Origin of the sequence: Psychromonas sp. MB-3u-54, assembly GCF_002836415.1 — a bacterium.
Taxonomy (GTDB): domain Bacteria; phylum Pseudomonadota; class Gammaproteobacteria; order Enterobacterales; family Psychromonadaceae; genus Psychromonas.
Genome location: NZ_PJBP01000108.1, coordinates 1 through 22,629 on the forward strand (window position 1 = coordinate 1; position 22,629 = coordinate 22,629).

The window sequence follows — 22,629 nt, forward strand, 5'->3', positions numbered from 1 at the left end:
ACCTAACCTGCTGCAGAGATAATAAGAACAATCTCCACATAAAAAATTAGTCGATTTTTTATTATCGAAAAACATAAATAAAGAAGAGTCGCAAGCCTTTATCGTGAAAAATCATAAATAATAATCACTGACAAGACTTTTAAAGCTAAAAAGTGACATTAAATTAATAAAAATTAAAATTGCCTATTTTGCAAGCAAAATAATTACAAAATGCTTAATTAATAGCCTTTCTTCTCGTTGGAAAAATGCGTACACTACGCCGCCTTGACCAAGAGAGATTGCTTAATATATGCGCATCGGGCAGTATCAACTAGATAACAAAATCATTTTAGCACCCATGGCAGGGGTAACTGATCGCCCCTTCCGTGAGCTTTGCCGACAACAAGGTGCAGGACTTGCAGTGTCCGAGATGCTGTCATCGAATCCGCGCGTATGGAACAGCAGGAAGTCGAAGTTAAGAATGGACTACCATAATGAATCCGGCATCAGATCAGTGCAAATTGCTGGCTCAGAGCCTTTGGCAATGGCGACAGCGGCACAACTGAGTGTGCAACAAGGCGCTCAGATTATTGATATCAATATGGGTTGTCCCGCTAAAAAAGTGAATAAGAAAAAAGCAGGCTCAGCATTATTACCTCACCCCGAACTTGTGCGAGCAATTTTGGAAACTGTGGTTGATGCTGTTGATGTGCCTGTCACTTTAAAAATTCGCACTGGCTGGGATTCCGACAGTAGAAACGGTCTTGAAATCGCACAAATAGCAGAACAATCGGGTATTCAGGCACTTGCAGTGCACGGTCGTACCAGGCAATGTTTTTATAATGGATTTGCTGAATACGACACCATAAAAAAAATTAAACAAAATGTGACGATTCCTGTGATTGCAAATGGTGATATTACCTCAGTGGAAAAGGCAAAGTTTGTGCTTGATTACACTGGCGCTGACGCCATTATGATTGGACGAGGGGCACAAGGTGCTCCTTGGATATTCAATGAAATTAATCACTATCTAACAACCGGAGAGCAACTTTCCTCTCCTGCTAAATTGGAAATTGCCCATATCCTTCTTGGCCATGTACAAGCTTTACATGGTTTTTACGGGGAAGTAATGGGACCTAGAATTGCCAGAAAGCATGTTGGATGGTATTTAAAAGAGCAAGATCAGTTGGGTCACTTTAAGCGACAATTCAATGCAATTGACTGCCCGTATGAGCAATTAAAAACATTAGAAACTTACTTAAATAAATAAAGAGTTAATAGCCATGTTTGAACAAAAGATTTCGTCAGAAGCACTTACAACAACAACTAGTATTCCTGCTACAGGGCAAATAACTCAACGACCACTTCGTGATTCGGTACGTCAAGCAGTGTCGGGTTATGTAGCACAACTTAATGGTCAAGATCCAACTGAATTATATGAACTTGTTTTATCTGAAGTTGAAGCGCCATTATTGGATATTATTATGCAGTATACTCGCGGTAACCAGACGCGTGCAGCAACCATGCTAGGCATTAACCGTGGTACATTACGCAAGAAACTGAAAAAATATGGCATGGGTTGATCCCTTATACTAAAAGAATTAATGAAGTGATCAATGATTGCGAAGGAAAAATTAACACTAACAAGGCGTGAGTTGCATTCGATCATTATTCTCACTTCACAAAAATCGTCTGGAACGATTTTGAACAGCTTTAGCTGACCACAAAGTGGTGAAGAACAGGATGTTCTGAATAAAACTCAAAACGCAGTTAGGGATAATTTTAACCAGCAAGAGTAAACACCTTTTTAGTTCTTTTAGTATCAGTTATTATTTAATCGAAAAAGCGACTAATAAGTCGCTTTTTTTATGCCTCTAATAAAATATCATCCATTACAGAACAGGGAAATCTATGCTCTTATTACCCATTAATGAACAGTTAAAAAATTTGCAGTCATGGCAACAAAGTGTTTTCTGCATGGCACTGGCCCAACACAGTCTTTTACATTTTCACCTTTTTTCGGAAGCAATTGAAAGTGAACATGCGCAAAGCATTGATACTTTCAACCAACTTTTTTGGGAAAAGATGACGGTAAAAGGCGCAAAAATAAATTTTGCCATACAACAGGATCGTTTTGAGGAGATTATTCCGGATGCGCGTAAATTTGATTTTTACGGCGTTTATCCGGCTGTGGATCACTGTGTTATTTTGAGTTGTGCTTTTAACAGTTTTTTAACTGAATCAAGCGATGAAGCTTTCAATGCCAGCCAAACCTCATTTGCAACGATCGCAAGTTTTATTGAATTACAAAATGGCACAGAAGTTGATGAGCAGTCATTAGTTGAACTTCCACTGATCCAGTCTGAGTTAGCTTTTCAAAAAATGTTACTTGAAAAATTAGACAATCAGCGCAGCCCTGAGCTAATAAAATCCATTAAACAGTTTGTTGTAGATTATGGAATGACTAATTTAGGCATCGCCCTCAATGATTAAACTCACCTTAATTTTGTGATTTTTAACACATTAAGCAAAATAAAGGGATCTTTATCCTACTTTTAGAACTAACTGGTCTTTACATCGACAATATATTGATAACATACTAAAATCACTTGGAAATATAAATTTCAGTTAGTCGATTAACAACTGAATTTTAGGCAGAAAGTTAAAATGCAGTGATTTTTCTGACACATTAGCTTAATTGATATTTCCAAATGACTTGTGAATCGCCATTAAAGCTAATTCTAACACCCTATTAAAATGGAAATACTAAGATGAATAAAACTCAACTTATTACTGATATTGCAGAGAAAGCAGAACTAACAAAAGTTCAAGCTAAAGCAGCTTTAGAACAAATGATGACTAGTGTAACAGACAGTCTAAAAGATGGTGAGCCAGTACAGCTAATTGGATTTGGTACTTTTAAAGTAAACCACCGGGCAGCCCGTACAGGTCGAAATCCGCAAACTGGTGCAGATATTCAAATCAAAGCGGCTAATGTGCCTGCTTTTGTTGCCGGTAAGTCACTAAAAGAAGCCGTTAATAAATAATCAATTTGCAAAAAAAAAGCCGATGTTATTAAACATCGGCTTTTTAGTTTCTAGCTATCGAGCTTCGAGCTATCGAGCTTCGAGCTATCGAGCTTCTAGCTATCGAGCTTCGAGCTATCGAGCTTCGAGCTATCGAGCTTCGAGCTTCGAGCTTCGAGCTTCGAGCTTCGAGCTATCGAGCTATCGAGCTTCGAGCTTCGAGCTTCGGGTTGAGAGCTGACGGCTGACGGCTGACGGCTGACAGCTGACGGCTGACAGCTGACAGCTGACGGCTGACAGCTGACGGCTGACGGCTGACAGCTGACGGCTTTCCCAGCTTTCTAGCTTTCGAGCTTATTTTTTGTTCTGCTCACGGGTAATAGCACGATGAGCAATATCATGACGATAGAACATACCGTCCCAGCTGATTGTCTTCGCCAGCGCGTAAGCTTTTTGCTGTGCTTCGGTCACGGTATTGCCTAACGCAGTAGCACACAAAACGCGTCCGCCATTGGTAACAATTTGGCCATCAACTTCTTTGGTACCGCCATGGAAAACTTTAAGGCCTTCGGTCTCCTGTGATGGTAACCCTTCAATAACTAAGCCTTTCTTATACTCGTTAGGGTAACCGCCAGCAGCCAAAACAATACCTATTGCCGCACCTTGGTCAAATTCAGCTGTCATACCAGCTAATTCGCCATTCACACCCGCCAGGCATAAGGTCACCAGATCCGACTTCATACGCAACAACAGCGGCTGTGTTTCCGGATCACCAAAACGACAGTTGTATTCGATAACTTTAGGCGTTCCATCGGCCATGATCATTAGACCCGCATATAAAAAACCCGTATAAGTATTTCCTTCTGCCGCCATACCTTCAACCGTTGGATTAATCACTAAATCCATTATACGCTGATGCATTTCAGGGGTTACTACGGGCGCGGGAGAGTATGCACCCATGCCACCTGTATTAGGCCCGGTATCACCATCACCGACACGTTTATGATCTTGACTGGTTGCCATAGGAACAACATTTTCACCATCAACCATCACAATAAATGAAGCTTCTTCACCGTCTAAGAATTCTTCAATAACAACACGGTGTCCGGCGGAGCCAAATGCATTGCCTGCTAACATGTCATGAATAGCCTCTTCCGCATCGGCAAGAGTCATTGCAACAATAACGCCCTTACCTGCCGCAAGGCCGTCAGCTTTAATGACAATGGGTGCGCCCTTTTCACGAACATAAGCCAAAGCAGGCTCAATTTCAGTGAAGTTTTGGTACCAGGCGGTTGGAATGTCATGACGCGCTAAAAAGTCCTTAGTGAAGGCTTTTGAGCCTTCTAGCTGGGCTGCGCCCTTAGTTGGACCGAAACAGGCAAGGCCGGCATCAGTAAATGCATCAACAACACCAATAACCAAGGGAGCTTCCGGGCCGACAATCGTTAACTCAACATGGTTTTCTTTAGCAAATTTGACTAATCCATCAATATCTTCAACATCAATGGCGACATTAGTCACTTTTGCTTCTAACGCCGTTCCTGCATTGCCCGGAGCAACAAAGATATTTTTAACTTGTTTATTTTGAGCGACTTTCCACGCAAGCGCATGCTCACGGCCGCCACTGCCAATAATTAAAACATTCATAACTTAACCTTCTTAATTCAACCATAGATTTAATGGGTTTATCTCAACGTCTGTTGCTTCGAGGTCAAGGAAAAAGTGCGCAGCTTATAACAATAAGTACTGCGCACATCCAGTGCTACGCCCTAAAGGGCCATCCTACGGATGTTATAATTCTTTCCCGAAGAATTATTGAGCACTTTTGAGACCAAGATCGCATTCACAGACTAATAGATCAGCCGATTAATGGCGGAAGTGACGCATACCCGTAAAGACCATTGCCATACCATGTTCGTCGGCTGCTGCGATAACTTCATTATCGCGCATTGAACCACCAGGTTGGATTACGCAACTAATACCGGCTTCAGCGGCTGCATCAATACCATCCCGGAAAGGGAAAAAGGCATCCGATGACATCACTGAACCTGCAACGACGAGGTTTTCATCCGCTGCTTTGATGCCCGCTACTTTGGCACTGTAAACGCGACTCATTTGCCCTGCGCCAACACCCACAGTCGCGTTGTTTTTAACATAAACAATCGCATTTGATTTCACAAATTTAGCCACTTTCCAGCTGAATAACAGGTCGTTTAATTCAGCTTCCGTCGGTTGACGTTTAGTAACCACTTTAAGGTCCTCTAAACCGACCATACCTTGATCTCTATCCTGTACTAATAAACCACCATTAACACGTTTGATATCAAACTCAGTGGTTTTTTCAGCCCATTCTCCACATGTTAACAAACGCAAGTTTTTCTTGGCGGCAATAACTTGTACAGCTTCAGGGCTAACCTTAGGCGCAATAATCACCTCAACAAACTGGCGAGAAACAATGGCTTCTGCAGTTTTAGCATCAAGCTCACGGTTAAAGGCAATAATGCCACCAAAAGCCGATGTTGGGTCTGTTTTGTAAGCACCTTCATAGGCATCAAGAATATTGCCTGCAACAGCAACACCACAAGGATTAGAATGTTTAACGATCACACAAGCCGGCTCCGAGAACTCTTTAACACACTCAAGTGCCGCATCGGTATCTGCAATATTATTGTAAGAAAGGGCTTTACCTTGTAACTGAGTCGCTGTAGAAACAGAGGCTTCCTGAATAGCATCTTCCACATAAAAAGCGGCACTTTGGTGGCTGTTTTCACCGTAACGCATATCCTGCTTTTTCTTAAACTGCATGTTGAAAGTACGAGGGAATTTAGATTCAACATCACCTTCACTATTCTCACCGTAGCTTGGCACCATAGTACCGAAATAATTAGCGATCATACCGTCATATTGCGCGGTATGCTCATAAGCTGCGATAGCAAGATCAAAGCGGGTTTTATAAGCTAAGCTATTGTTATTTTCCTGCATCTCTTTAAGAATACGGGGGTAATCACCGGCGTTAACAACGATTGTCACATCTTTATGATTCTTAGCTGCGGCACGCACCATGGTCGGACCACCGATATCGATGTTTTCAATTGCATCTTCTAAAGAACAATCCGGACGGGCAACGGTTTCAGCAAATGGATAAAGATTTACCACTACCAAATCAATAGGAGCAATGTCATTTTCGGACATAATGACTTCATCAATACCGCGACGAGCAAGAATTCCACCATGAATTTTAGGGTGTAAGGTTTTAACACGTCCATCCATCATTTCAGGAAACCCAGTATAGTCAGATACTTCGGTCACTTTTATGCCATTCTCAGCAAGTAATTTACAAGTACCACCAGTAGAAAGGATTTCAACGCCTCTTGAAGATAACTCTTTGGCGAATTCAATAATTCCAGCTTTATCTGAAACGCTTAGCAGCGCACGTTTAATTGGTCGGCTATTTTCCATCGTCTGATAAATCCCTCGGTTAATTGATCAATAAGCAAAACCAGTCATTGGTTTTTTTAACTTACAAAGCAGTATGCTGAGCATTCTACCCGAAAACGATGGCAATTTGAGCTGTTTTATTGAATAAAAAAATAAAAATATCTCTTCCTATACTGCCTTTAAAATATAAATTTATTTACACCGGTGAATATTGATATAAAAAACTATCAATACCGCGACAAACGAGAGTCGATATAGGTTTAAAGTTTAAAGACGCCATCAGGGTTAATGTCGGTCGATTTTTTTTAGCAATGACAGCATTCATTTCTGAAAGCTGATGGTTGACCATAAGTTCTTTAATAAATTGGGAGAATAAACAGGGGATATTAATATTGTCGTTATATTCCGGCAACATGCGATACACAAAACTCAGTCCAACATCGTATTCCATACGACACTCCTGCAGGCCGACCAGACCAATGACTTTTTTGTGTTTTTTATCTTCAATGGCGTTAAGGCAATATTTATTGCGCTGTGCGTGAGTGATGATACTGGTGAATAATTGTTCGGCTTGTTGGTGATTTAATTTACCCGTTGGGCAATATTTCATGCTCTTGGCATTACTCACCAGCGTGGTGAAATCATTGAGATCAGATGCTATAAACTGACGGACAGTGAGGTCTTCATATTCTGCAAATAACTTCATATTTTAATTTCTGCGGTTATTCATCATATAACCTTTATACTCAGATCGTACAAAAAAGCAACAACCAGTTTCCTGAAAAAAATGAACACGAGTTACTTATCGTTCACTCAAAAAGTAAAAAACCATGCAGATGCATGGTTTTTTTCACTAATAAGCACCGTGCTTAAAGGTGATATTGTGGGCTCAGTTCATGGACTGCATCAACAAATACTTTGGCATTCTCAGGCGGTACATCTAAATGAATGCCGTGGCCGAGATTAAAGACATGTCCGCCTCCCTTACCAAAACTCGCTAAGATGGTCGCCACCTCTTCACGGATTCGCTCTGGCGAGGCATACAACATAGAAGGATCCATATTACCCTGCAGCACAACACGATCTCCAACACGCGCTTTTGCGCTTGCCATATCAATAGTCCAATCGAGTCCAATCGCATCACAGCCAGTATCCGCAATCGCTTCTAACCACTGTCCGCCATTTTTAGTAAACAGAGTGACGGGAATTTTTTTACCTTCATAGGTACGCTGTAACCCGTCAACGATTTTGGTCATGTACTGTAATGAAAAATCTTTGTAATCTCGAGGAGATAACACGCCGCCCCAAGTATCGAAGACCATCACCGATTGCGCGCCTGCGGCTATCTGCGCATTTAAATAATCAATAACGGAGTCGGCAAGTTTATCTAATAAAGTATGCAATAGCTGCGGCTCGCAAAAAGCCATTTTTTTGATCTTGGTGAAAGCCTTTGAACTCCCCCCTTCAACCATATAGGTCGCTAATGTCCATGGACTACCCGCGAAACCAATCAATGGAACGGCGCCTTTTAACTCCCGGCGTATAGTACGTACCGCATTCATAACATATTGCAGTTCGCCTTCGGGATCCGGCATAATTAAGTTATCAACGTCTTTTTTACATGTTATCGGACGTTTAAGCTTAGGCCCTTCCCCTTCTGCAAAATACAGACCCAGTCCCATCGCATCTGGAATAGTGAGAATATCAGAAAATAGAATAGCGGCATCAAGGTCAAATCTACGTAAAGGTTGTAAGGTTACTTCACAGGCCAGATCTGCATTGCGGCACAAAGACATAAAATCTCCAGCTTGCGCGCGTACCTCTTTATATTCAGGCAAATATCTGCCCGCTTGACGCATCATCCATACCGGTGTTTTATCAACGTCCTGCTTTAATAAGGCGCGAAGATAACGATCATTTTTTAATTCTGTCATGCTTATCTCTATCCTGTCTTTTTAAATATTTAATAATTTACATAGGTAAATATGCTACCATTTTTAAATGTTTTTTACTCTGTCATATTACGACTTTGCATTGTTCGACCATTTTGTTAATCAACTTTCGAGCAATAGTACCGTTATTTGGCAAAACAGGCAGATTATCAACATGATACCAGGCAGCTTCAACAAGCTCATTTTTATCAATTTTGATTTCACCTGATTTATATTCAGCAAAAAATCCCATCATTAAAGAGTGCGGGAAAGGCCAGGGTTGACTGCTGACATATTCGATATTTTTGATCCGAATCCTTGATTCCTCATAAACTTCACGTTCAACACACATCTCCAGTGTTTCTCCGGCTTCAACAAATCCGGCTAAAACGGTAAATACCGGGTTATTCTGTTGCAGATGGCGGTGATGCACTGCCAATAATATTTCCTTGCCTTTACGAATACCGACAATAACACAAGGTGAAATACGCGGATAACAGCGGTGCTGGCAATGGTAACATTTCATTGCGGTTTCCCAGTTTATGGCGTGCATTTTATTACCACACTTGCCGCAATATTGATGTGTTTGATAAAATAAGGCAACTTGAAAGGCACGACCCGCCAGATCAAATAAGGCATCGTCAATTCGTCCCAGCAAAGAACGTAATGGCAAATATTCCCCCAAACCAACATCTAGTTGCTCCTGCAATACAACTAGATAACAAGGGCTTGCGTCATAGTCTGCTATTTTTGTTACATTATCAGCTAATTTTTCAGGAAAAGGTAAATCATCAAGATTACCGTAAGGAATAAAATTCCCCTGCGGCTGTAATACAATTTTATCTTTCGCGATAATAAACCACCAAGCATTCTCTTGCTTGCTAACATTATTTTTTTCCGGCTGCATCATGCTTCCTTATTTATCGGAACTTTAATTCCGGGGACAGGGATTACTTCACAGTTATACAGTAAGATTATCTACAAATTCAAATTCATGTTGACGCTAAGTACAATTTTATCTACTTTTATTTGACAGTTTCAGTCTACTTATCATGAGGTGCAAGATATGCTAACCAAATTAGAACGCGCAAAGGAAGAATGGGGTGGCAGACTTTCAGTTATTGATAGTTGGCTCGAAGAGCGCCAGACTCTAGTGGTTACATATTGCAAACTGGCAGGATTACCTCCTTACCAAGAGACAAATCACAGCTTACCCGCACAACAAAAAATCACTGATTTTTGCCAACTTCTGCTTGATTATGCCTCAACCGGACATTTCGAAATCTACGAGCAGATAATTGCACAATGCAAATTAGATGGGGAAAATAATTTAAAAATTGCCCAGGAGTTATATTCACGTATCACCACAACCACGGATGCGGCTTTGAATTTTAACGATAAGTATGCAGAATCAGCAAATGAGCAATCCCTACTTGATTTTGACAACGATCTTTCTGACTTAGGGCAACTAATGGAAGATCGTTTTGAACGCGAAGATCAGCTGCTTGAAGTTGTTCACCTGCACCATACACTGGCATAAAAAGTAACATGCCTGTGTATACCCATGTTACTTCAAGATGCAAAGTCAGCAAGGAAAATTGTGCTGAGATGCTAGGCATCAAATTGAAGTCTCGTTATTCTACAGTGAGATTTTATAACAACGCAGATTGGCACAATTTGCCTTGCGCTACGGGCCGCAAGTTCGAAAACCAGCGCTGCGTTGCCCCCATCGAAAAGGGAATAACCATTTAAGATGTAAATGCTTGCATTTACATCTACCGCTAGAGGATTAACGCAGTTAATCGCTCGAAAGGTCATATTGCGTTTTTCTCTGATCGAAGATCTTGCGCCTGACAAAGCATTTTGAAGTAACATCGGTATATATTACTCAGTGGGCAGCAAAATCACACTGCCCGAGTTAAGAGCACCCGCATAAAAATAATAATAGCGCTTAATCGTTAGCGCTATTATTACTTGCCCCGATAAAGCGTTCAGTATCTATACCACGTTCAGTATCTATACCAATTCCACTCATTAAGTGATCTATTAGGCGTTGGTATTAGATGTCGTTAATGCCCATCTCCTGCAGATAAAGATCGCGTTTTTTATCAAAAATAGACTCATCTTTTTTAGAGACCGCGGTTGACAGAGGCAATTCCACTTTCATGGCGTCCACCGGGCGGTTATTTATTTGAAATTCATAATGCAGATGCGCCCCCGTTGAACGCCCGGTATTACCACTCTTACCTATCACAGTCCCCCTTTCTAACCGCTGTCCCTTACGCACCAAAATCTTACTTAAATGCAAATAACGTGTGGTGTATTTCCGGCTATGCTGCATAACAATGTAGTTGCCGGCTGCGGGGTGGTAACCTGCCCGCAAAACAACACCATCACCAATCGCATACACTTTTGTACCCGTTGAGACGGCAAAATCCGTGCCGTTATGGGGTTTTACTCTTTTGGTGATTGGATGCAAACGTTTTCTATTAAAGCTTGAACTGATTCGGAAATTGCCATTCACCGGAAAGCGTCGATAAGCTTTACTTAAGCCTTGTCTGTTTTCATCGTAATAACGCCCGTCTTCATGCAGGAAAGCAGTATAAATTTTATTCCTGTTTTTAATCAAAATAGCCAGCACCTCACTTTCCGAACTATATTGTCCGTCAATATATTGTTTTGATACTAATACACGGAAAGTATCTCCGGCATAAAGCTGACGGTTAAAATTAATTTTATCCTGCAGAGCCACGGATACTTGTTGAATCTGCCCCGCCGTCAGACCTGAAGCTTTGGCTGTCCTATAGAAGCTCCCTATAATACGACCTTGATATAAACTTGTACGCCATTTCCCCGCTTTAGTTTCTAAAAATGCATCATATTGATCTTCTTTCAGCGTAAAGGTTAGCGTATTGGCAAGATCCAAAAATACTTTTAAAGAAAGCAGGTTGTTGTCAGGGCCAATCAATAACTTGATTCTTTGCCCCGGGATTAGGTTAGCTAAGCGGAGATGCTCTTTATCAGCTTCTAACAGAAGCTGTAATGCCGCTGCCGACAAACTCTCTCTTTCAAAAATATTGCTTAGAGAGTCACCTTCGCTCACCTCAAATTCGACTTCTTTATTTCCCGAAAAGTCCGGAAAGACTTTTGCATATTCGTCTTTTATTGCAGCAAGAGGTTCGGCAGCCGCATGCTCATCCTGAACAACAACCCTCTTAGGAAGCTCTAGTGAGCGGTAAATTGTTTTTTTGGTTTTCGGCTGCATGGGAAGCAAGGACACAACCAGCAGAAATACAAATAATAGAATCAAAGCGAAAAAATGTTTCCGGGGAAGATTATTCACAACGGCAACTGACGCTTTAAAAAACGCCTTTAAAGGTAACAAAAATAGCATAACTTAATACAACTCAGGCAGGAAAAGGGAGTAATGAAAATAAAACGGAGAAGTATAGCAAATTTTTTGTTTTTTTTATAAAAAAACAGATCTCATTTTAATTCGTCTTTTATTACATCAAAGGGTCGGTGACCGCATGCTTATCTTCGACAACAACTCTCTCAGGTAGTTCTAATGAGTGGTAAATTTTTTTGGGGATTTTTGGCGGTACGGGAACCAGAGACACAACCAACAGAAATACGGATAATATAATCAAAGCGACAAGATGTTTCCGGGGAAAAATATTCACAGCCGCAATGGACGTTTTAAAAAACGCCTTTAAAAATAACAAAAATGGCATAACTTAAGACAACTCAGACAGGAAAAGAATCAATGAAAATAACATGGTAAAGTATATCAGTTTTTTATTTTTTTTTAAAAAACAGCGCTTATTTTTAAAAGAAAAATGCATTCCTTTTCATTTTTCATGTGAATAGCTTAAATAATTAACGTGTTTTCCATCACAAATAAATGTAAGATAGACGTCTAGATGTAAAAACATCTAAAACTATTCACCTTGTAACCAGTTAGGAGCTCACATGTCACGTGACTTATTTACTTCAGAATCCGTATCTGAAGGTCATCCCGATAAAATAGCCGATCAAATTTCCGATGCGGTACTTGATGCAATTTTAAAACAAGATAAAAAAGCACGTGTTGCTTGTGAGACTTATGTAAAAACCGGAATGGTAATGGTCGGTGGTGAAATCACCACGGATGCCTGGGTTGATATCGAAGAGATCACCCGTAATACCGTGCGCAACATAGGTTACACCAGTTCAGAAATGGGCTTTGACGCTGACTCCTGCGCCATTTTAAATGTGATAGGCAAACAATCGCCAGACATTAATCAGGGTGTTGACCGTAGCGATCCTCGCGAGCAGGGTGCCGGCGATCAGGGTTTAATGTTCGGTTACGCCACTAATGAAACGGACGTTTTCATGCCGGCACCTATTACTTATGCGCACCATCTGGTTAAACGACAGGCAAAAGTACGTAAAAATAAGACACTCCCATGGTTACGCCCCGATGCTAAAAGCCAGGTGACCTTTGCTTATGATCATGGAAAAATTGTCGGTATTGATGCGGTCGTACTTTCCACGCAACATTCGGAAGATATCAAACAGGCAGATTTGGTTGAAGCGGTAATGGAAGAGATAATCAAGCCCGTATTACCGGCTGAGTGGCTTTCTGAGCGCACTAAATACTTTATTAATCCAACGGGCCGCTTTGTCATTGGCGGACCTGTTGGTGATTGCGGCCTTACCGGGCGTAAAATTATTGTTGATACTTATGGTGGTTCAGCACGCCATGGTGGTGGTGCATTCTCCGGTAAAGATCCGTCAAAAGTTGATCGCAGCGCGGCATATGCAGCACGTTATGTGGCAAAAAACATCGTTGCAGCGGGTCTTGCTGATCGTTGTGAAATTCAAGTTTCTTATGCTATCGGTGTTGCAGAGCCAACCTCGATCAGTGTGGAAACCTTCGGCACAGAAAAAGTAAAAAAAGAGTTAATTATCCAATTGATTCGTGAGCATTTTGACTTGCGCCCTTACGGTCTGATCGAGATGTTGAATCTTATTCAGCCTATTTACGAATCAACAGCGGCTTACGGGCACTTTGGTCGTGATGAATTCCCGTGGGAAGCATTAGATAAAGTTGAAGCGTTAAAAGCGGCTGCATTTTAGCGCTTAGTTAAATTAAACGTGGTAAATGATGCAGATAAAAAAGCACTCATTAGCCGAAGTGAAGAATTTTTCATTTTGGCCGAGTGCTTTTTTGATCGTGCTTTCAAACGTCCTGCATACCTTTTTAACCAGCGGGGGAAAAGTGCCGGTAGCGCACATTTGCAGCTTAACCGGATCAAATACCACCCCACCTTGTTTAAAAAAAATTCAGCAGATTTTTTTGCACAGGTAGTGCCTCACGAGGTTGCTCATCTGGTCGCCTACCAACATTACGGGAAAGTGCGCCCGCATGGCAAAGAGTGGCAATTTGTAATGCAGAATATCTTTAACTGCCCTGCAGATACGACACATTCATTAGATATTAGTGACGTTATGGGTCAGCAGTTTGCTTATCAGTGTGATTGTACCACCCACCAGTTAACCATAAGACGTCATAATAAGATTTTAAAAGGGGTTAAATATCTGTGTAAAAAGTGCCGGGTAGAATTGAAAATTAAAAATTAAAAATTAAAAATAGGCACAAAGCACCTAGCCGCTTAATCTCTTAATTTTCTCTTCCATGGACCGTTTAACGTTTAAAATTATCTAAAATAATGCCCGTTGCCATGGCGACATTTAATGATTCCGCTTCTCCGAAACTGGGAATGGTAATTTTATGGCTGATAAATTTAGCAATCTCTGGCGAAATACCATGCGATTCACTGCCCATAACAATAAAGGCACTTTTATTTAACTTTGCTTTATGGATATTTTCCCCTTCCAGAAAAGCCCCATAAATCGCCGTTGATTGTTGACTTAGATAGTCAGATAAATCCGTATGGCTCACCCGTACCCGTGCAAATGATCCCATACTGGCAGCGATGACTTTAGGATTATAAAAATCAGCACAGTCCGGGCTGCAAATAATATTTTTAATGCCGTACCAGTCGGCAACACGAATAATAGTCCCAAAGTTTCCGGGATCAGAAACTTTATCTAATACCAGGATCAATTCATTTTTTTGGATTTGTGGGAGCGGCATTATTTTGCACTCGGCCACAGCAAGCACACTGTTATTTGATACTAACGTCCCCGCTTTTTTTAACTCTTCTTCCGTTGCTTCAATGGTAAGACTAACTAAGCCAAACTCTGCAAGTGCTGATCTATTTTTATTGATAAAAGTACTGGTTGCAAAAAGTTGTTTTATCGTAAAATCAGAATTAAATAATTCACCCACATTTTTTTCACCCTGCACTAAAAACAGACCATTTTTTTTACGCTGTTTTTTTTGCTCAAGTGCATGAATAAGTTTTAGCTGATTTTTTGAAATCATAATTTATTTCTCGTTCTTCAAAGTGATAGATAGCAACACATAATAACAGCATCTTCTCTGCCATTTTTACAAGGGTAATAATCTTTACGTCTATCGAGTTCAACAAAACCCAGTTTTTGATAAAGTTTTAATGCATAAAGGTTAGAAGCGCGTACCTCTAACCAGACTTCCTCTTCATCCTTTGCTTGTGAGTAGTCTTTTAGAAACTGTAATAAAATCTCCCCCAACCCCTGCCCCTGTACCTCAGGCGTAATCGCAATATTCATTAAAGTGACCTCTCCGGCCACTGAGCTGGCAACAAAATAACCGATCACTTGCTCGTCAGCGAGTAACAAATGACTAAAATAGCGTGTGCCAAAGTTACTCAAAAATAATTTTTTTGACCAGGGATGGCTATGGCAACGAGATTCAATGTTAAAGACATCCTCTATATCAGCCAGTCCCATGGGCACTATTTTTAATTTTTCTTTATTGATTAAAGGTGCAGACATAATTGCTTCCATATTGATTTCGTATTAGTTACTTCGAACTCATCACCTTCGAGCTTCGAGCCTTCGAGCCTTCGAGCTTCGAGCTTCGAGCCTTCGAGCCTTCGAGCTTCGAGCCTTCGAGCCTTCGAGCCTTCGAGCTTCGAGCTTCGAGCTTCGAGCTTCGAGCCTTCGAGCCTTCGAGCTTCGAGCTTCGAGCTTCGAGCCTTCGAGCTTCGAGCCTTCGAGCTTCGAGCTTCGAGCTTCGAGCTTCGAGCTCGTAGCTCGTAGCTCGTTACTCATCACTCGTAGCCCGCAACTCGCTCCTATTGATTAAAAGCACAAAACTGTTTCCATAATGCCTTTTTTGCGTTGGCGTCGGCAGCCAGCTGTACAAGGGTTGATGACGTTAATAACTTATGCCCATGGGGTTGATTGATTTCCCCTAGGGTTGACCAGATAAGTTCGGGTAACTGTCCTTGCAGGTTTTCAAATTGATCCGTTGAGCAGCAATATACTTCGCTTAATTTCAAGTTAAAGGCATTGAGTATGCTGACCATAAGAGGGTGCGCAAAGTCGGCTGTCGAGGCCACCAGCAGCAATTTATAATGACTTAAATCAATAGTGCATACATTTAGAGAGAGGGGGAACAAATCAGGTTTACGGACTTGCCAACGGGTTATGCCCATCTCCTGTAAATAAAGCGCTTGTTGATGTTTCATTGAAAATCCAATCAATTATTCGAGGTTTAAAAAATAAAACAAATAATAACATTGAATGAAGGTCAGCCGAAGCAATAATCAATGGCCAATAACTCTCCGGTAAAATATTCAGAAAACAAAAGCGCACTGTTGTTATATAGCGCGTTATGATGCCCTCTTGTTTATTGCATCCAGTGAGCCTTACTTCCTCTGCATTATCAATTGTCCATCTGAAATGATAGCACCACTCACTTTCAGGCTTGCTAAAAAAAGCGGGCCTTCCACCGTGATGGTTCGAAAAATGTGGTATCCAACGGTTCACTGCGATTCTGTTCATCAATGATGTCATTCCCCTGCCTTCTGAATTTTAACCAGAAAAACAGAGTACGGGCTAAAACAATAGAAATAGAATCTATTTTTTTAGAGGGAAATTGATGGGATACAGATATAAAATATTGCTTTGAATATTCGCCAAAATTTAACCAAGTGTGCTGAGCAATATCAGGCAGTCACATTTTAAAAATATCATTCCTCGGGCTGCGTGTAATAGCTAACGCCTATTCCATGATAGTAGTAAAAATACAGATCACACACTAGCCGGAAATAGGCCCAAGACTATACCTGTCCAATAAAGGGGGGATTTTAGGTTAGGATAGCTTTGGCCGAATATACTCGGCTCAGCTCGATAAATTGACAATACAGTTATTAGTTGATATTTCCCTCTGCTTTAATGGCTAATAACTGTTTAGCAAACTGGGCAAAGCCATACCCACCGGGTTCGGTCATTACAAATTTAGGGTGATGCAGCAGTTTATCCCAATAATGTTTAATATTCGCAACACCAACACTTTTCGGTAGCGTAGCAAACATAAATTGATCATTCACTGAATCCCCTACATAACAAACTTGTGAGACTATTTCAGCCTTAGATAAACCTTTTTCCTGCAGAAAGTTCAATGACGTTACTTGTTTAGAGTGTTCGCCATACCAGCTATTAATATGAATTGAGCTTGCCGTTGCATTAGCACCTAATTTGTTAAGTTTAGAGACGACTTCCGCAATAATATCAGCTGCTACAGGGGATCTATTTTGGCCGATATCAATAGCGACTTCACAAAGACGATAAGATTGATCTAGGGTTAGATTAAGATCAGGGTAATCAGCTAAGACTTCAATGACTTGAGCTTTCAATTTCGCTTGGTTTTGCGCAATGATTGACATTGAACTATCGGACTTCAATGTTAAATATCCGTCTTGCTTCTCCATAATAAATGCGCCATTTTCGCCAATGACAGCGTCAACGGGCCAAAGTTGTGCAATGTGATCACACCAACCTGCGCAAGCCCCCGTTACAGCAACAACTTTCAAACCTGCTTGTTGTAACTTTGCCAGTGCGATTAACGCATCAGGTGGTAACTGCCCCTGCCAAGTTAAGGTGTCATCAACATCAGTTAATACCCATTGCACCGCTTTCCAATCATTGGTTAAGGTGTTTTTTAATTGCTTCATTTTATCCCTTAGCATTTATAGTAAATTAGGTAAAAACATCACTAAACCTTGCGAATAAGTTAACATCATTAACACCACCAGTAGTGCAAATAATAAACATAACGCTGGCGTTCTTTCTACCTATTCAAGTGATACATTTATTATTTAAATCTAAGTAAGTTAAATTTAATAGTTCGTTTATTAAGATAAAACAAAAAAATAAATTATTGTTCGAATTTATAGGGTTACGCACACAGTATGTTGCATATGAATATTTAAAGAATGATATAAAAACACAAATACAATCTGGACTTAAGTTAGTGATTTGAACACTTAATGATTTGCAACAAGTCAGTAAATTTAGAGTTTGGGGCGTCGATATAATTATTACTGATAAACCAGAGATATTTTCTCAAACATGATAAAAATCAATGTTCGACAACAAAAAATTCAAAAATTTTTAAGGCTGAATGAAGATATTCAGATAGATATTATGTCTGATTATTTTCAAGTCACCACGCAAACTATTCGTAGAGATGTTAATCAACGTTGTAAAGCAGGTTATGCACGTCGCGTTCATGGTGGTGTAGGATTATCAGCTCAATTAACTAATAGCAGTTATCAATTTCGCAGCGATTTGCAATTTAATATCAAAGACCAATTAGCCAAAAAAGTAGCTTCGTTATCGAAATTTGATCAAATCTACACTCACTAAACAGATCTTCCGCTTATTTCGATTAAATAAGCGCCTTTTTTTAACTCTGTGTAAGGTAAGTAATAAGCTTTCTAATAGGTCACGCTAGCAGAAGTTAACTGGCTGTTATTTAGTCAGTTATAACATAACGTGAATTTATTCATTATGTTCGCAACGAAAGATAAACGAACATTAGGGATGTAGTCTTAAAACTACTTCCCTAATCAATTTAGCGTTAAATTGTACACAAGCGGTGCAAGCTACTGCCTAAGTTTATACTCGATTGAAGTTGACGGTACTGCGAAACTCGGCGACTTTCTGTGCCGCGTTTTCACCAAAAATACGTTCGCTGACGGCTTCCAGTCCTTTGGCATTATCTAAATATTCTTTACGAATAACGAGGGTTGCTTTTGAACGTCTACGTAATAAATCATCGAGGTTAACAATCATTTCATGGTCAGCTACCCAATCGATTTCTGCCCAAGTAAACTCTGTATGTTCAAGTGCTAGCGTTGCCTTCTCAGGGTTTTGCTTAATCGCTTCCAATAGAATGAAAGCATCTTCACCATAACGGCGCCAGAAACGGCTAGATAATGGCTCAATAGCGCCTCTTGGCGTCAATTTATCAATATTAAACTCTGCAATCGCACTCATAAATTTTTCTTTAACTGAGTCAGCGGGTTCGCCGTACCAGATTGATTCTGATTTTGGCAATGGGATAGATAAACCTTTAACTATCTCAGCAATTTCTTCACCTACGTTAATACAATCCGTCAGCTTACCACCGAAAATACTAATGTGTTTATCGGCTTTATTAACATCTATTGCATGTTTACGTGACAAGGCAACCCAATCAGCAACACCTTCTTCGGCTTCAATCGCTAATGGGCGCACACCACACCGTTCTGCAATAATATCAGCTTTGGTTAGCGGCTTATCTAATTCTAATAAGGTATTGGCATTATCGAGAATGAATTGACGATCTTCTTCGGTTACCGATGTTTGATGGCTCTCAACTTGATTATCTGTAGTGCCTATACAGGTTTTAGTTCCCATTGGTAATACAAAGAATAAACGCCCATCACTGGCAAAAAATGCCAATACACGATGTTCTTTTGAAATACGATCAACGGTTAAATGAACACCCTTAGAAAACAAATGATGATGTGATGTCTTCTGCTCAGACCCTTTATTAACTTGGTCAACCAAAGGACCACAAGCATTGATCAGTGTTTTCGCTTTAATAGTGAATGTTTTATTATTAGTAGTATCTTTCGCTTGTATTACCCATAGTCCGTTTTCACGAACGGCATTTACTGATTCTACATAGTTAGCAACAGCCGCAGATTTTTTTGCAGCAGCCGTTATAAAATTAAAAACAAAACGTGAGTCATTATCTTTTAAGAATGCATCTGAATATTCGAAACCAGCTTGTGCACCTTCGGTCTTAATGCTCGGCTCTAATTTCTTGATAGCATTTCGAGTAAGATACTTAGGTGCCATGGTAAATAATCGGCCAAATAACCAATAAGCCAAGGTCCCCATAAACACAAACCAGACAGGAAAACGAAAACCTTTTTGAATAGTTGTTAAGAAACGAACCTCGGTCACCGATGACGGGTAATGTCTCATAAGGTTATTACGGCTTTTACAAAGCTTATTAACTAATAAATATTCATGGCTCTCCAGGTATTTGATACCACCCCATGCAAGATTCGATGAATTAGAGCTTGTTGCTCCTGCAAAATCACCCTTATCAATAAGGCCAACTTTAGCGCCTTTAGCAGCCAAAGATGCAGCAGCAACAGCACCATTGATACCACCGCCTAAAATAAGTACATCTAGCTCATCTTCAGCCAGTTGCTTAATATTGTTTGTTCTATTGAGGCTCATTTCGGAATCCTTGCTTTAAATGTTCGATAGCTCATAATAATGTTCGTTTGCGCTCACATTAGAGCATATAGTGTTTCTAATTAATATGATTATTAGCACATTACAGACAAAAATATGATGCCGAGTTAGTTAGTTGAGAAAATAAAAAATAAATAGCAGCAGCCAAAACAAAAAACCAGCTGAGCAAGCCCAGCTGGTAATAAATTTGTTAAGTTATTTAAATCTTAGACTATATCAATCGTTTACGGATCTGAATCGCAACAATTTCAGCAACAATAACCACCGCGAATATGCTCACTAATACCATCGCCACTTTTGGCCATTGGAACAAGTTTTGCGCATCATTAAGCACAACACCTATCCCACCAGCACCAACCAGTCCTAATACAGCAGACTCCCGAACGTTAATATCCCATCGAAAGAGTACAATAGAATAAAAAGCAGGCATCACTTGTGGCCAGTAACCTTTAACTAAAATACTCCCCCAAGGCGCACCCGTTGCTTTTAACGCCTCAATTGTCCCCATGTTCACTTCCGCTAATGCTTCCGATAATAACTTACCAACAAAGCCAATACTGCGAATAGCAATTGCCATGATTCCAGCAATCACCCCTGGTCCAAATAATGCAATAAATAACAAAGCCCAGACTAACGAGTTAATGGATCGCGTCGAAACTAAAAAGAATTGTGCAATCCAATTAAGCGCCTTATTGGGTGTTATATTAGGTGCATTTAATAAGGCTAAAGGCACTGCAAAAATTAACGTTATAAGCGTACCTAACGTCGCGATATGCAGGGTTTCAATTAAGGCATCATGGATAGTGGTTGGATAAGAGGCGTAATCCAGTGGCGTCATGCGTTCAAACATGTCCACCAATTGCTCAGGCGCATCGTATAAAAACTCATAAATCACTTCGACACTTTGCCAAGACCAGAGCAATGACATCACAATAATAAGGTAGACACTAAACCGAGATAGCCTTTCCTTTAAAGTAAACCTTTTCCACTCTAAATCGATACTTGAAGTTGTCATTAGAAAATCCTTCTAACTATATTTGAGAGCATTTCACCAACCAGAATAATGGCGATAATGGTAAGTAGAATTGCAGCGACAAAATCGTAATCAAATCGTTGAAATGCAGAGAATAGAGTCCCGCCTAGCCCACCGGCACCAACAATGCCAACCATAGTCGAATTTCTTAAGTTTGAGTCTAATTGATAGCTAGCAAATCCAATAAAGCGAGTAAACACCTGTGGCATGACCGCATAAATAATCACACTAAAAAAACTGGCTCCCGTTGCCTTGATTGCTTCAACGGGGTTGAAAGATATTTCTTCAATCGCTTCAGCAAATAATTTGGCAATAAAACCAATCGATGCAACTATCAACGTTAATATTCCTGCAAGTGCTCCAAAACCAACCGCTTTAACAAAAATAATCGCGATAATTACGGGATGAAATGAACGACATAAGGCAATAAAAGCACGGATCGGCGCAGTTATAATGAGAGGCATCATATTGCGTGCAGCTAGCAGGCCGATAAACAATGAAATAATAATCCCAAAAAAACTAGAAATAATCGCAATTTGCAAGCTTTCAGCAACGCCACTGACTAACAAACTTACGCGCGAAAAATTTGGCGGAAACATTCTAGAAAGTAGACGTTCACTCTCACCAAAACCAAGTAAAATACGCTCAACTGTTAATCCTAAAGAGCTAATACTGTAAAATATATAAGCAATAATGACGACCCACAGAAGGCGATTTACTAGTGAAGGTTTAAACGGATTTAATTTTTGATTCGTTATTCCATCCATGATTCACCCCCGTAAATAACTTTAAGGTCTGCTTCGCTAATATCTTCAGGCGGGCCATCGTAGTGAACTTTACCATTGGCCATCCCTATGATTCGTTTCGCATAACGCTTGGCCAGATTAACATCATGGATATTAAGCAAAACCGGGATATCATTTCGTTGCGCAAATGTTTCCATTAGCTCCATAATCTCAACAGCAGTTTTCGGATCCAGAGATGAAGTCGGTTCATCAGCCAATAATAGATATGGCCCCTGCATAACCGCTCTTGCAATACCGACCCTTTGTCGTTGCCCACCGGATAAACCATCTGCTCTTTGATTGGCAAATTCAGTTAACCCGACTAAATCCAACAGTTCAAATGCTTGTTTTAAATCTTCTTGTTTATAGTTTCTTCGCCATGCATCCCATGAGCTCATATACCCTAAACGACCACTTAACACATTTTCTAAAACAGTAAGTCGTTCAACTAGATTATATTCCTGAAAAACCATGCCAATATGTCTGCGTATTTTACGCAAGGCTTGACCTTTAAGTTTGGTCAAATCTTCACCATCAAAGAGTATTTCACCATCACTAGGATCATTTAAGCGATTAATGCATTTCAGAAGTGTGCTTTTCCCTGTCCCTGAAGGACCGATGATTGCTACAATGCCAGATTCATTGATATCAATATTAATACCTTTAAGAACCGGTTTACCGGCAACATATTCATGATGGAGATTGTTAATTTTAATTGCGTTAGAACTTGTAGAGCCCATGGT

General features: G+C 40.3%; 22 protein-coding genes. 8 read left to right on the forward strand and 14 right to left on the reverse strand.

Features of this window, described 5'->3' with window-relative positions:
• The first annotated feature begins 289 nt into the window (after positions 1–289).
• The 4 genes from dusB (at position 290) to CXF72_RS04940 (ending at position 3,026) form a co-directional block, all read left to right on the forward strand.
• Positions 290–1,249 carry a tRNA dihydrouridine synthase DusB gene (gene dusB / locus CXF72_RS04925; protein WP_101037304.1) on the forward strand — a complete coding sequence of 320 codons (960 nt, stop codon included), beginning with the start codon at positions 290–292 and terminating at the stop codon, positions 1,247–1,249.
• 13 nt (positions 1,250–1,262) lie between these two features.
• A complete protein-coding gene (gene fis / locus CXF72_RS04930; RefSeq protein WP_011771455.1) occupies positions 1,263–1,562 on the forward strand; it encodes a DNA-binding transcriptional regulator Fis in 300 nt (99 codons plus the stop codon).
• Between the two features lie 328 nt (positions 1,563–1,890).
• Positions 1,891–2,472 carry a YjaG family protein gene (locus CXF72_RS04935; RefSeq protein WP_101037306.1) on the forward strand — a complete coding sequence of 194 codons (582 nt, stop codon included), beginning with the start codon at positions 1,891–1,893 and terminating at the stop codon, positions 2,470–2,472.
• Positions 2,473–2,750: 278 nt separating this feature from the next.
• On the forward strand, positions 2,751–3,026 hold the full coding sequence (locus CXF72_RS04940; protein ID WP_011771457.1) for an HU family DNA-binding protein: 276 nt from the start codon (positions 2,751–2,753) through the stop codon (positions 3,024–3,026).
• A gap of 333 nt (positions 3,027–3,359) precedes the next feature.
• Here the strand turns inward: CXF72_RS04940 and purD are convergent, their stop codons facing one another.
• From purD to nudC, 5 genes are all read right to left on the reverse strand, one after another.
• Positions 3,360–4,652 (reverse strand): phosphoribosylamine--glycine ligase, encoded by a 1,293-nt coding sequence (purD, locus tag CXF72_RS04945; RefSeq protein WP_101037308.1) that lies wholly within the window; start codon positions 4,650–4,652, stop codon positions 3,360–3,362.
• A 219-nt stretch (positions 4,653–4,871) separates the two neighbouring features.
• The gene (gene purH, locus CXF72_RS04950; RefSeq protein WP_101037310.1) at positions 4,872–6,464 is read right to left on the reverse strand and encodes a bifunctional phosphoribosylaminoimidazolecarboxamide formyltransferase/IMP cyclohydrolase; all 1,593 of its coding nucleotides are present in this window, start codon (positions 6,462–6,464) and stop codon (positions 4,872–4,874) included.
• Positions 6,465–6,639: 175 nt separating this feature from the next.
• Entirely contained in the window at positions 6,640–7,149 is a 510-nt protein-coding gene (locus CXF72_RS04955; RefSeq protein ID WP_101037312.1) for a GNAT family N-acetyltransferase, read from the reverse strand.
• A 163-nt stretch (positions 7,150–7,312) separates the two neighbouring features.
• A complete protein-coding gene (gene hemE, locus CXF72_RS04960) occupies positions 7,313–8,377 on the reverse strand; it encodes a uroporphyrinogen decarboxylase (protein ID WP_101037314.1) in 1,065 nt (354 codons plus the stop codon).
• 82 nt (positions 8,378–8,459) lie between these two features.
• Positions 8,460–9,284, reverse strand: coding sequence for an NAD(+) diphosphatase (gene nudC, locus CXF72_RS04965; protein ID WP_232784880.1), 825 nt, complete (start codon positions 9,282–9,284; stop codon positions 8,460–8,462).
• Positions 9,285–9,440: 156 nt separating this feature from the next.
• Here nudC and rsd point away from each other — a divergent pair, with 156 nt between their 5' ends.
• Positions 9,441–9,914, forward strand: a complete 474-nt coding sequence (gene rsd / locus CXF72_RS04970) for a sigma D regulator (RefSeq protein ID WP_101037317.1) — start codon at positions 9,441–9,443, stop codon at positions 9,912–9,914.
• Positions 9,915–10,433: 519 nt separating this feature from the next.
• Here the strand turns inward: rsd and CXF72_RS04975 are convergent.
• A complete protein-coding gene (locus CXF72_RS04975; RefSeq protein WP_232784881.1) occupies positions 10,434–11,717 on the reverse strand; it encodes a peptidoglycan DD-metalloendopeptidase family protein in 1,284 nt (427 codons plus the stop codon).
• A 629-nt stretch (positions 11,718–12,346) separates the two neighbouring features.
• On the opposite strand from CXF72_RS04975, the gene metK reads away from it, so the two are divergent.
• Both metK and CXF72_RS04985 read left to right on the forward strand, forming a co-directional pair.
• Entirely contained in the window at positions 12,347–13,495 is a 1,149-nt protein-coding gene (gene metK, locus CXF72_RS04980) for a methionine adenosyltransferase (RefSeq protein ID WP_101037321.1), read from the forward strand.
• 18 nt (positions 13,496–13,513) lie between these two features.
• Positions 13,514–13,999: a SprT family zinc-dependent metalloprotease gene (locus CXF72_RS04985; protein WP_101037323.1), complete on the forward strand. Its 486-nt coding sequence runs from the start codon at positions 13,514–13,516 to the stop codon at positions 13,997–13,999.
• Positions 14,000–14,063: 64 nt separating this feature from the next.
• Here CXF72_RS04985 and CXF72_RS04990 read toward each other — a convergent pair whose 3' ends face one another.
• The 4 genes from CXF72_RS04990 to CXF72_RS05010 all read right to left on the reverse strand — a co-directional run bounded on the left by CXF72_RS04990 (position 14,064) and on the right by CXF72_RS05010 (position 17,484).
• Complete coding sequence (locus tag CXF72_RS04990; RefSeq protein ID WP_101037325.1) at positions 14,064–14,807, reverse strand: RNA methyltransferase; 744 nt, start codon at positions 14,805–14,807, stop codon at positions 14,064–14,066.
• A 17-nt stretch (positions 14,808–14,824) separates the two neighbouring features.
• A complete protein-coding gene (gene rimI / locus CXF72_RS04995; protein ID WP_232784882.1) occupies positions 14,825–15,298 on the reverse strand; it encodes a ribosomal protein S18-alanine N-acetyltransferase in 474 nt (157 codons plus the stop codon).
• Positions 15,299–15,600: 302 nt separating this feature from the next.
• Positions 15,601–15,996, reverse strand: a complete 396-nt coding sequence (locus CXF72_RS05005) for a DNA polymerase III subunit psi (protein ID WP_101037331.1) — start codon at positions 15,994–15,996, stop codon at positions 15,601–15,603.
• 684 nt (positions 15,997–16,680) lie between these two features.
• A complete protein-coding gene (locus tag CXF72_RS05010) occupies positions 16,681–17,484 on the reverse strand; it encodes an HAD-IIB family hydrolase (protein WP_101037333.1) in 804 nt (267 codons plus the stop codon).
• 397 nt (positions 17,485–17,881) lie between these two features.
• Here CXF72_RS05010 and CXF72_RS05015 point away from each other — a divergent pair, with 397 nt between their 5' ends.
• On the forward strand, positions 17,882–18,178 hold the full coding sequence (locus CXF72_RS05015) for a DeoR family transcriptional regulator (RefSeq protein WP_198552507.1): 297 nt from the start codon (positions 17,882–17,884) through the stop codon (positions 18,176–18,178).
• 252 nt (positions 18,179–18,430) lie between these two features.
• On the opposite strand, the gene CXF72_RS05020 is transcribed toward CXF72_RS05015, so the two are convergent.
• From CXF72_RS05020 to phnC, 4 genes are all read right to left on the reverse strand, one after another.
• Positions 18,431–20,050, reverse strand: a complete 1,620-nt coding sequence (locus CXF72_RS05020; RefSeq protein ID WP_101037335.1) for a glycerol-3-phosphate dehydrogenase/oxidase — start codon at positions 20,048–20,050, stop codon at positions 18,431–18,433.
• A 229-nt stretch (positions 20,051–20,279) separates the two neighbouring features.
• Entirely contained in the window at positions 20,280–21,083 is an 804-nt protein-coding gene (phnE, locus tag CXF72_RS05025) for a phosphonate ABC transporter, permease protein PhnE (protein ID WP_101037337.1), read from the reverse strand.
• The gene (gene phnE / locus CXF72_RS05030) at positions 21,083–21,868 is read right to left on the reverse strand and encodes a phosphonate ABC transporter, permease protein PhnE (RefSeq protein ID WP_101037339.1); all 786 of its coding nucleotides are present in this window, start codon (positions 21,866–21,868) and stop codon (positions 21,083–21,085) included. Before phnE (CXF72_RS05030) ends, phnE (CXF72_RS05025) begins: the two co-directional genes overlap by 1 nt.
• Positions 21,856–22,626 carry a phosphonate ABC transporter ATP-binding protein gene (phnC, locus tag CXF72_RS05035; protein ID WP_101037341.1) on the reverse strand — a complete coding sequence of 257 codons (771 nt, stop codon included), beginning with the start codon at positions 22,624–22,626 and terminating at the stop codon, positions 21,856–21,858. Before phnC ends, phnE (CXF72_RS05030) begins: the two co-directional genes overlap by 13 nt.
• Positions 22,627–22,629: the final 3 nt, after the last annotated feature.

Coding starts and splice junctions, on each gene's coding strand:
- CXF72_RS05020 (WP_101037335.1), bottom strand. CDS start 20,050: ATGAGCCTCAATAGAACAAACAATATTAAGCAACTGGCTGAAGATGAG.
- rimI (WP_232784882.1), bottom strand. CDS start 15,298: ATGTCTGCACCTTTAATCAATAAAGAAAAATTAAAAATAGTGCCCATG.
- CXF72_RS04955 (WP_101037312.1), bottom strand. CDS start 7,149: ATGAAGTTATTTGCAGAATATGAAGACCTCACTGTCCGTCAGTTTATA.
- CXF72_RS05015 (WP_198552507.1), top strand. CDS start 17,882: ATGATAAAAATCAATGTTCGACAACAAAAAATTCAAAAATTTTTAAGG.
- purH (WP_101037310.1), bottom strand. CDS start 6,464: ATGGAAAATAGCCGACCAATTAAACGTGCGCTGCTAAGCGTTTCAGAT.
- CXF72_RS04990 (WP_101037325.1), bottom strand. CDS start 14,807: ATGATTTCAAAAAATCAGCTAAAACTTATTCATGCACTTGAGCAAAAA.
- CXF72_RS05010 (WP_101037333.1), bottom strand. CDS start 17,484: ATGAAGCAATTAAAAAACACCTTAACCAATGATTGGAAAGCGGTGCAA.
- CXF72_RS04940 (WP_011771457.1), top strand. CDS start 2,751: ATGAATAAAACTCAACTTATTACTGATATTGCAGAGAAAGCAGAACTA.
- phnE (WP_101037337.1), bottom strand. CDS start 21,083: ATGACAACTTCAAGTATCGATTTAGAGTGGAAAAGGTTTACTTTAAAG.
- dusB (WP_101037304.1), top strand. CDS start 290: ATGCGCATCGGGCAGTATCAACTAGATAACAAAATCATTTTAGCACCC.
- phnE (WP_101037339.1), bottom strand. CDS start 21,868: ATGGATGGAATAACGAATCAAAAATTAAATCCGTTTAAACCTTCACTA.
- phnC (WP_101037341.1), bottom strand. CDS start 22,626: ATGGGCTCTACAAGTTCTAACGCAATTAAAATTAACAATCTCCATCAT.
- CXF72_RS04935 (WP_101037306.1), top strand. CDS start 1,891: ATGCTCTTATTACCCATTAATGAACAGTTAAAAAATTTGCAGTCATGG.
- rsd (WP_101037317.1), top strand. CDS start 9,441: ATGCTAACCAAATTAGAACGCGCAAAGGAAGAATGGGGTGGCAGACTT.
- purD (WP_101037308.1), bottom strand. CDS start 4,652: ATGAATGTTTTAATTATTGGCAGTGGCGGCCGTGAGCATGCGCTTGCG.
- hemE (WP_101037314.1), bottom strand. CDS start 8,377: ATGACAGAATTAAAAAATGATCGTTATCTTCGCGCCTTATTAAAGCAG.
- CXF72_RS05005 (WP_101037331.1), bottom strand. CDS start 15,996: ATGAAACATCAACAAGCGCTTTATTTACAGGAGATGGGCATAACCCGT.
- nudC (WP_232784880.1), bottom strand. CDS start 9,284: ATGATGCAGCCGGAAAAAAATAATGTTAGCAAGCAAGAGAATGCTTGG.
- fis (WP_011771455.1), top strand. CDS start 1,263: ATGTTTGAACAAAAGATTTCGTCAGAAGCACTTACAACAACAACTAGT.
- metK (WP_101037321.1), top strand. CDS start 12,347: ATGTCACGTGACTTATTTACTTCAGAATCCGTATCTGAAGGTCATCCC.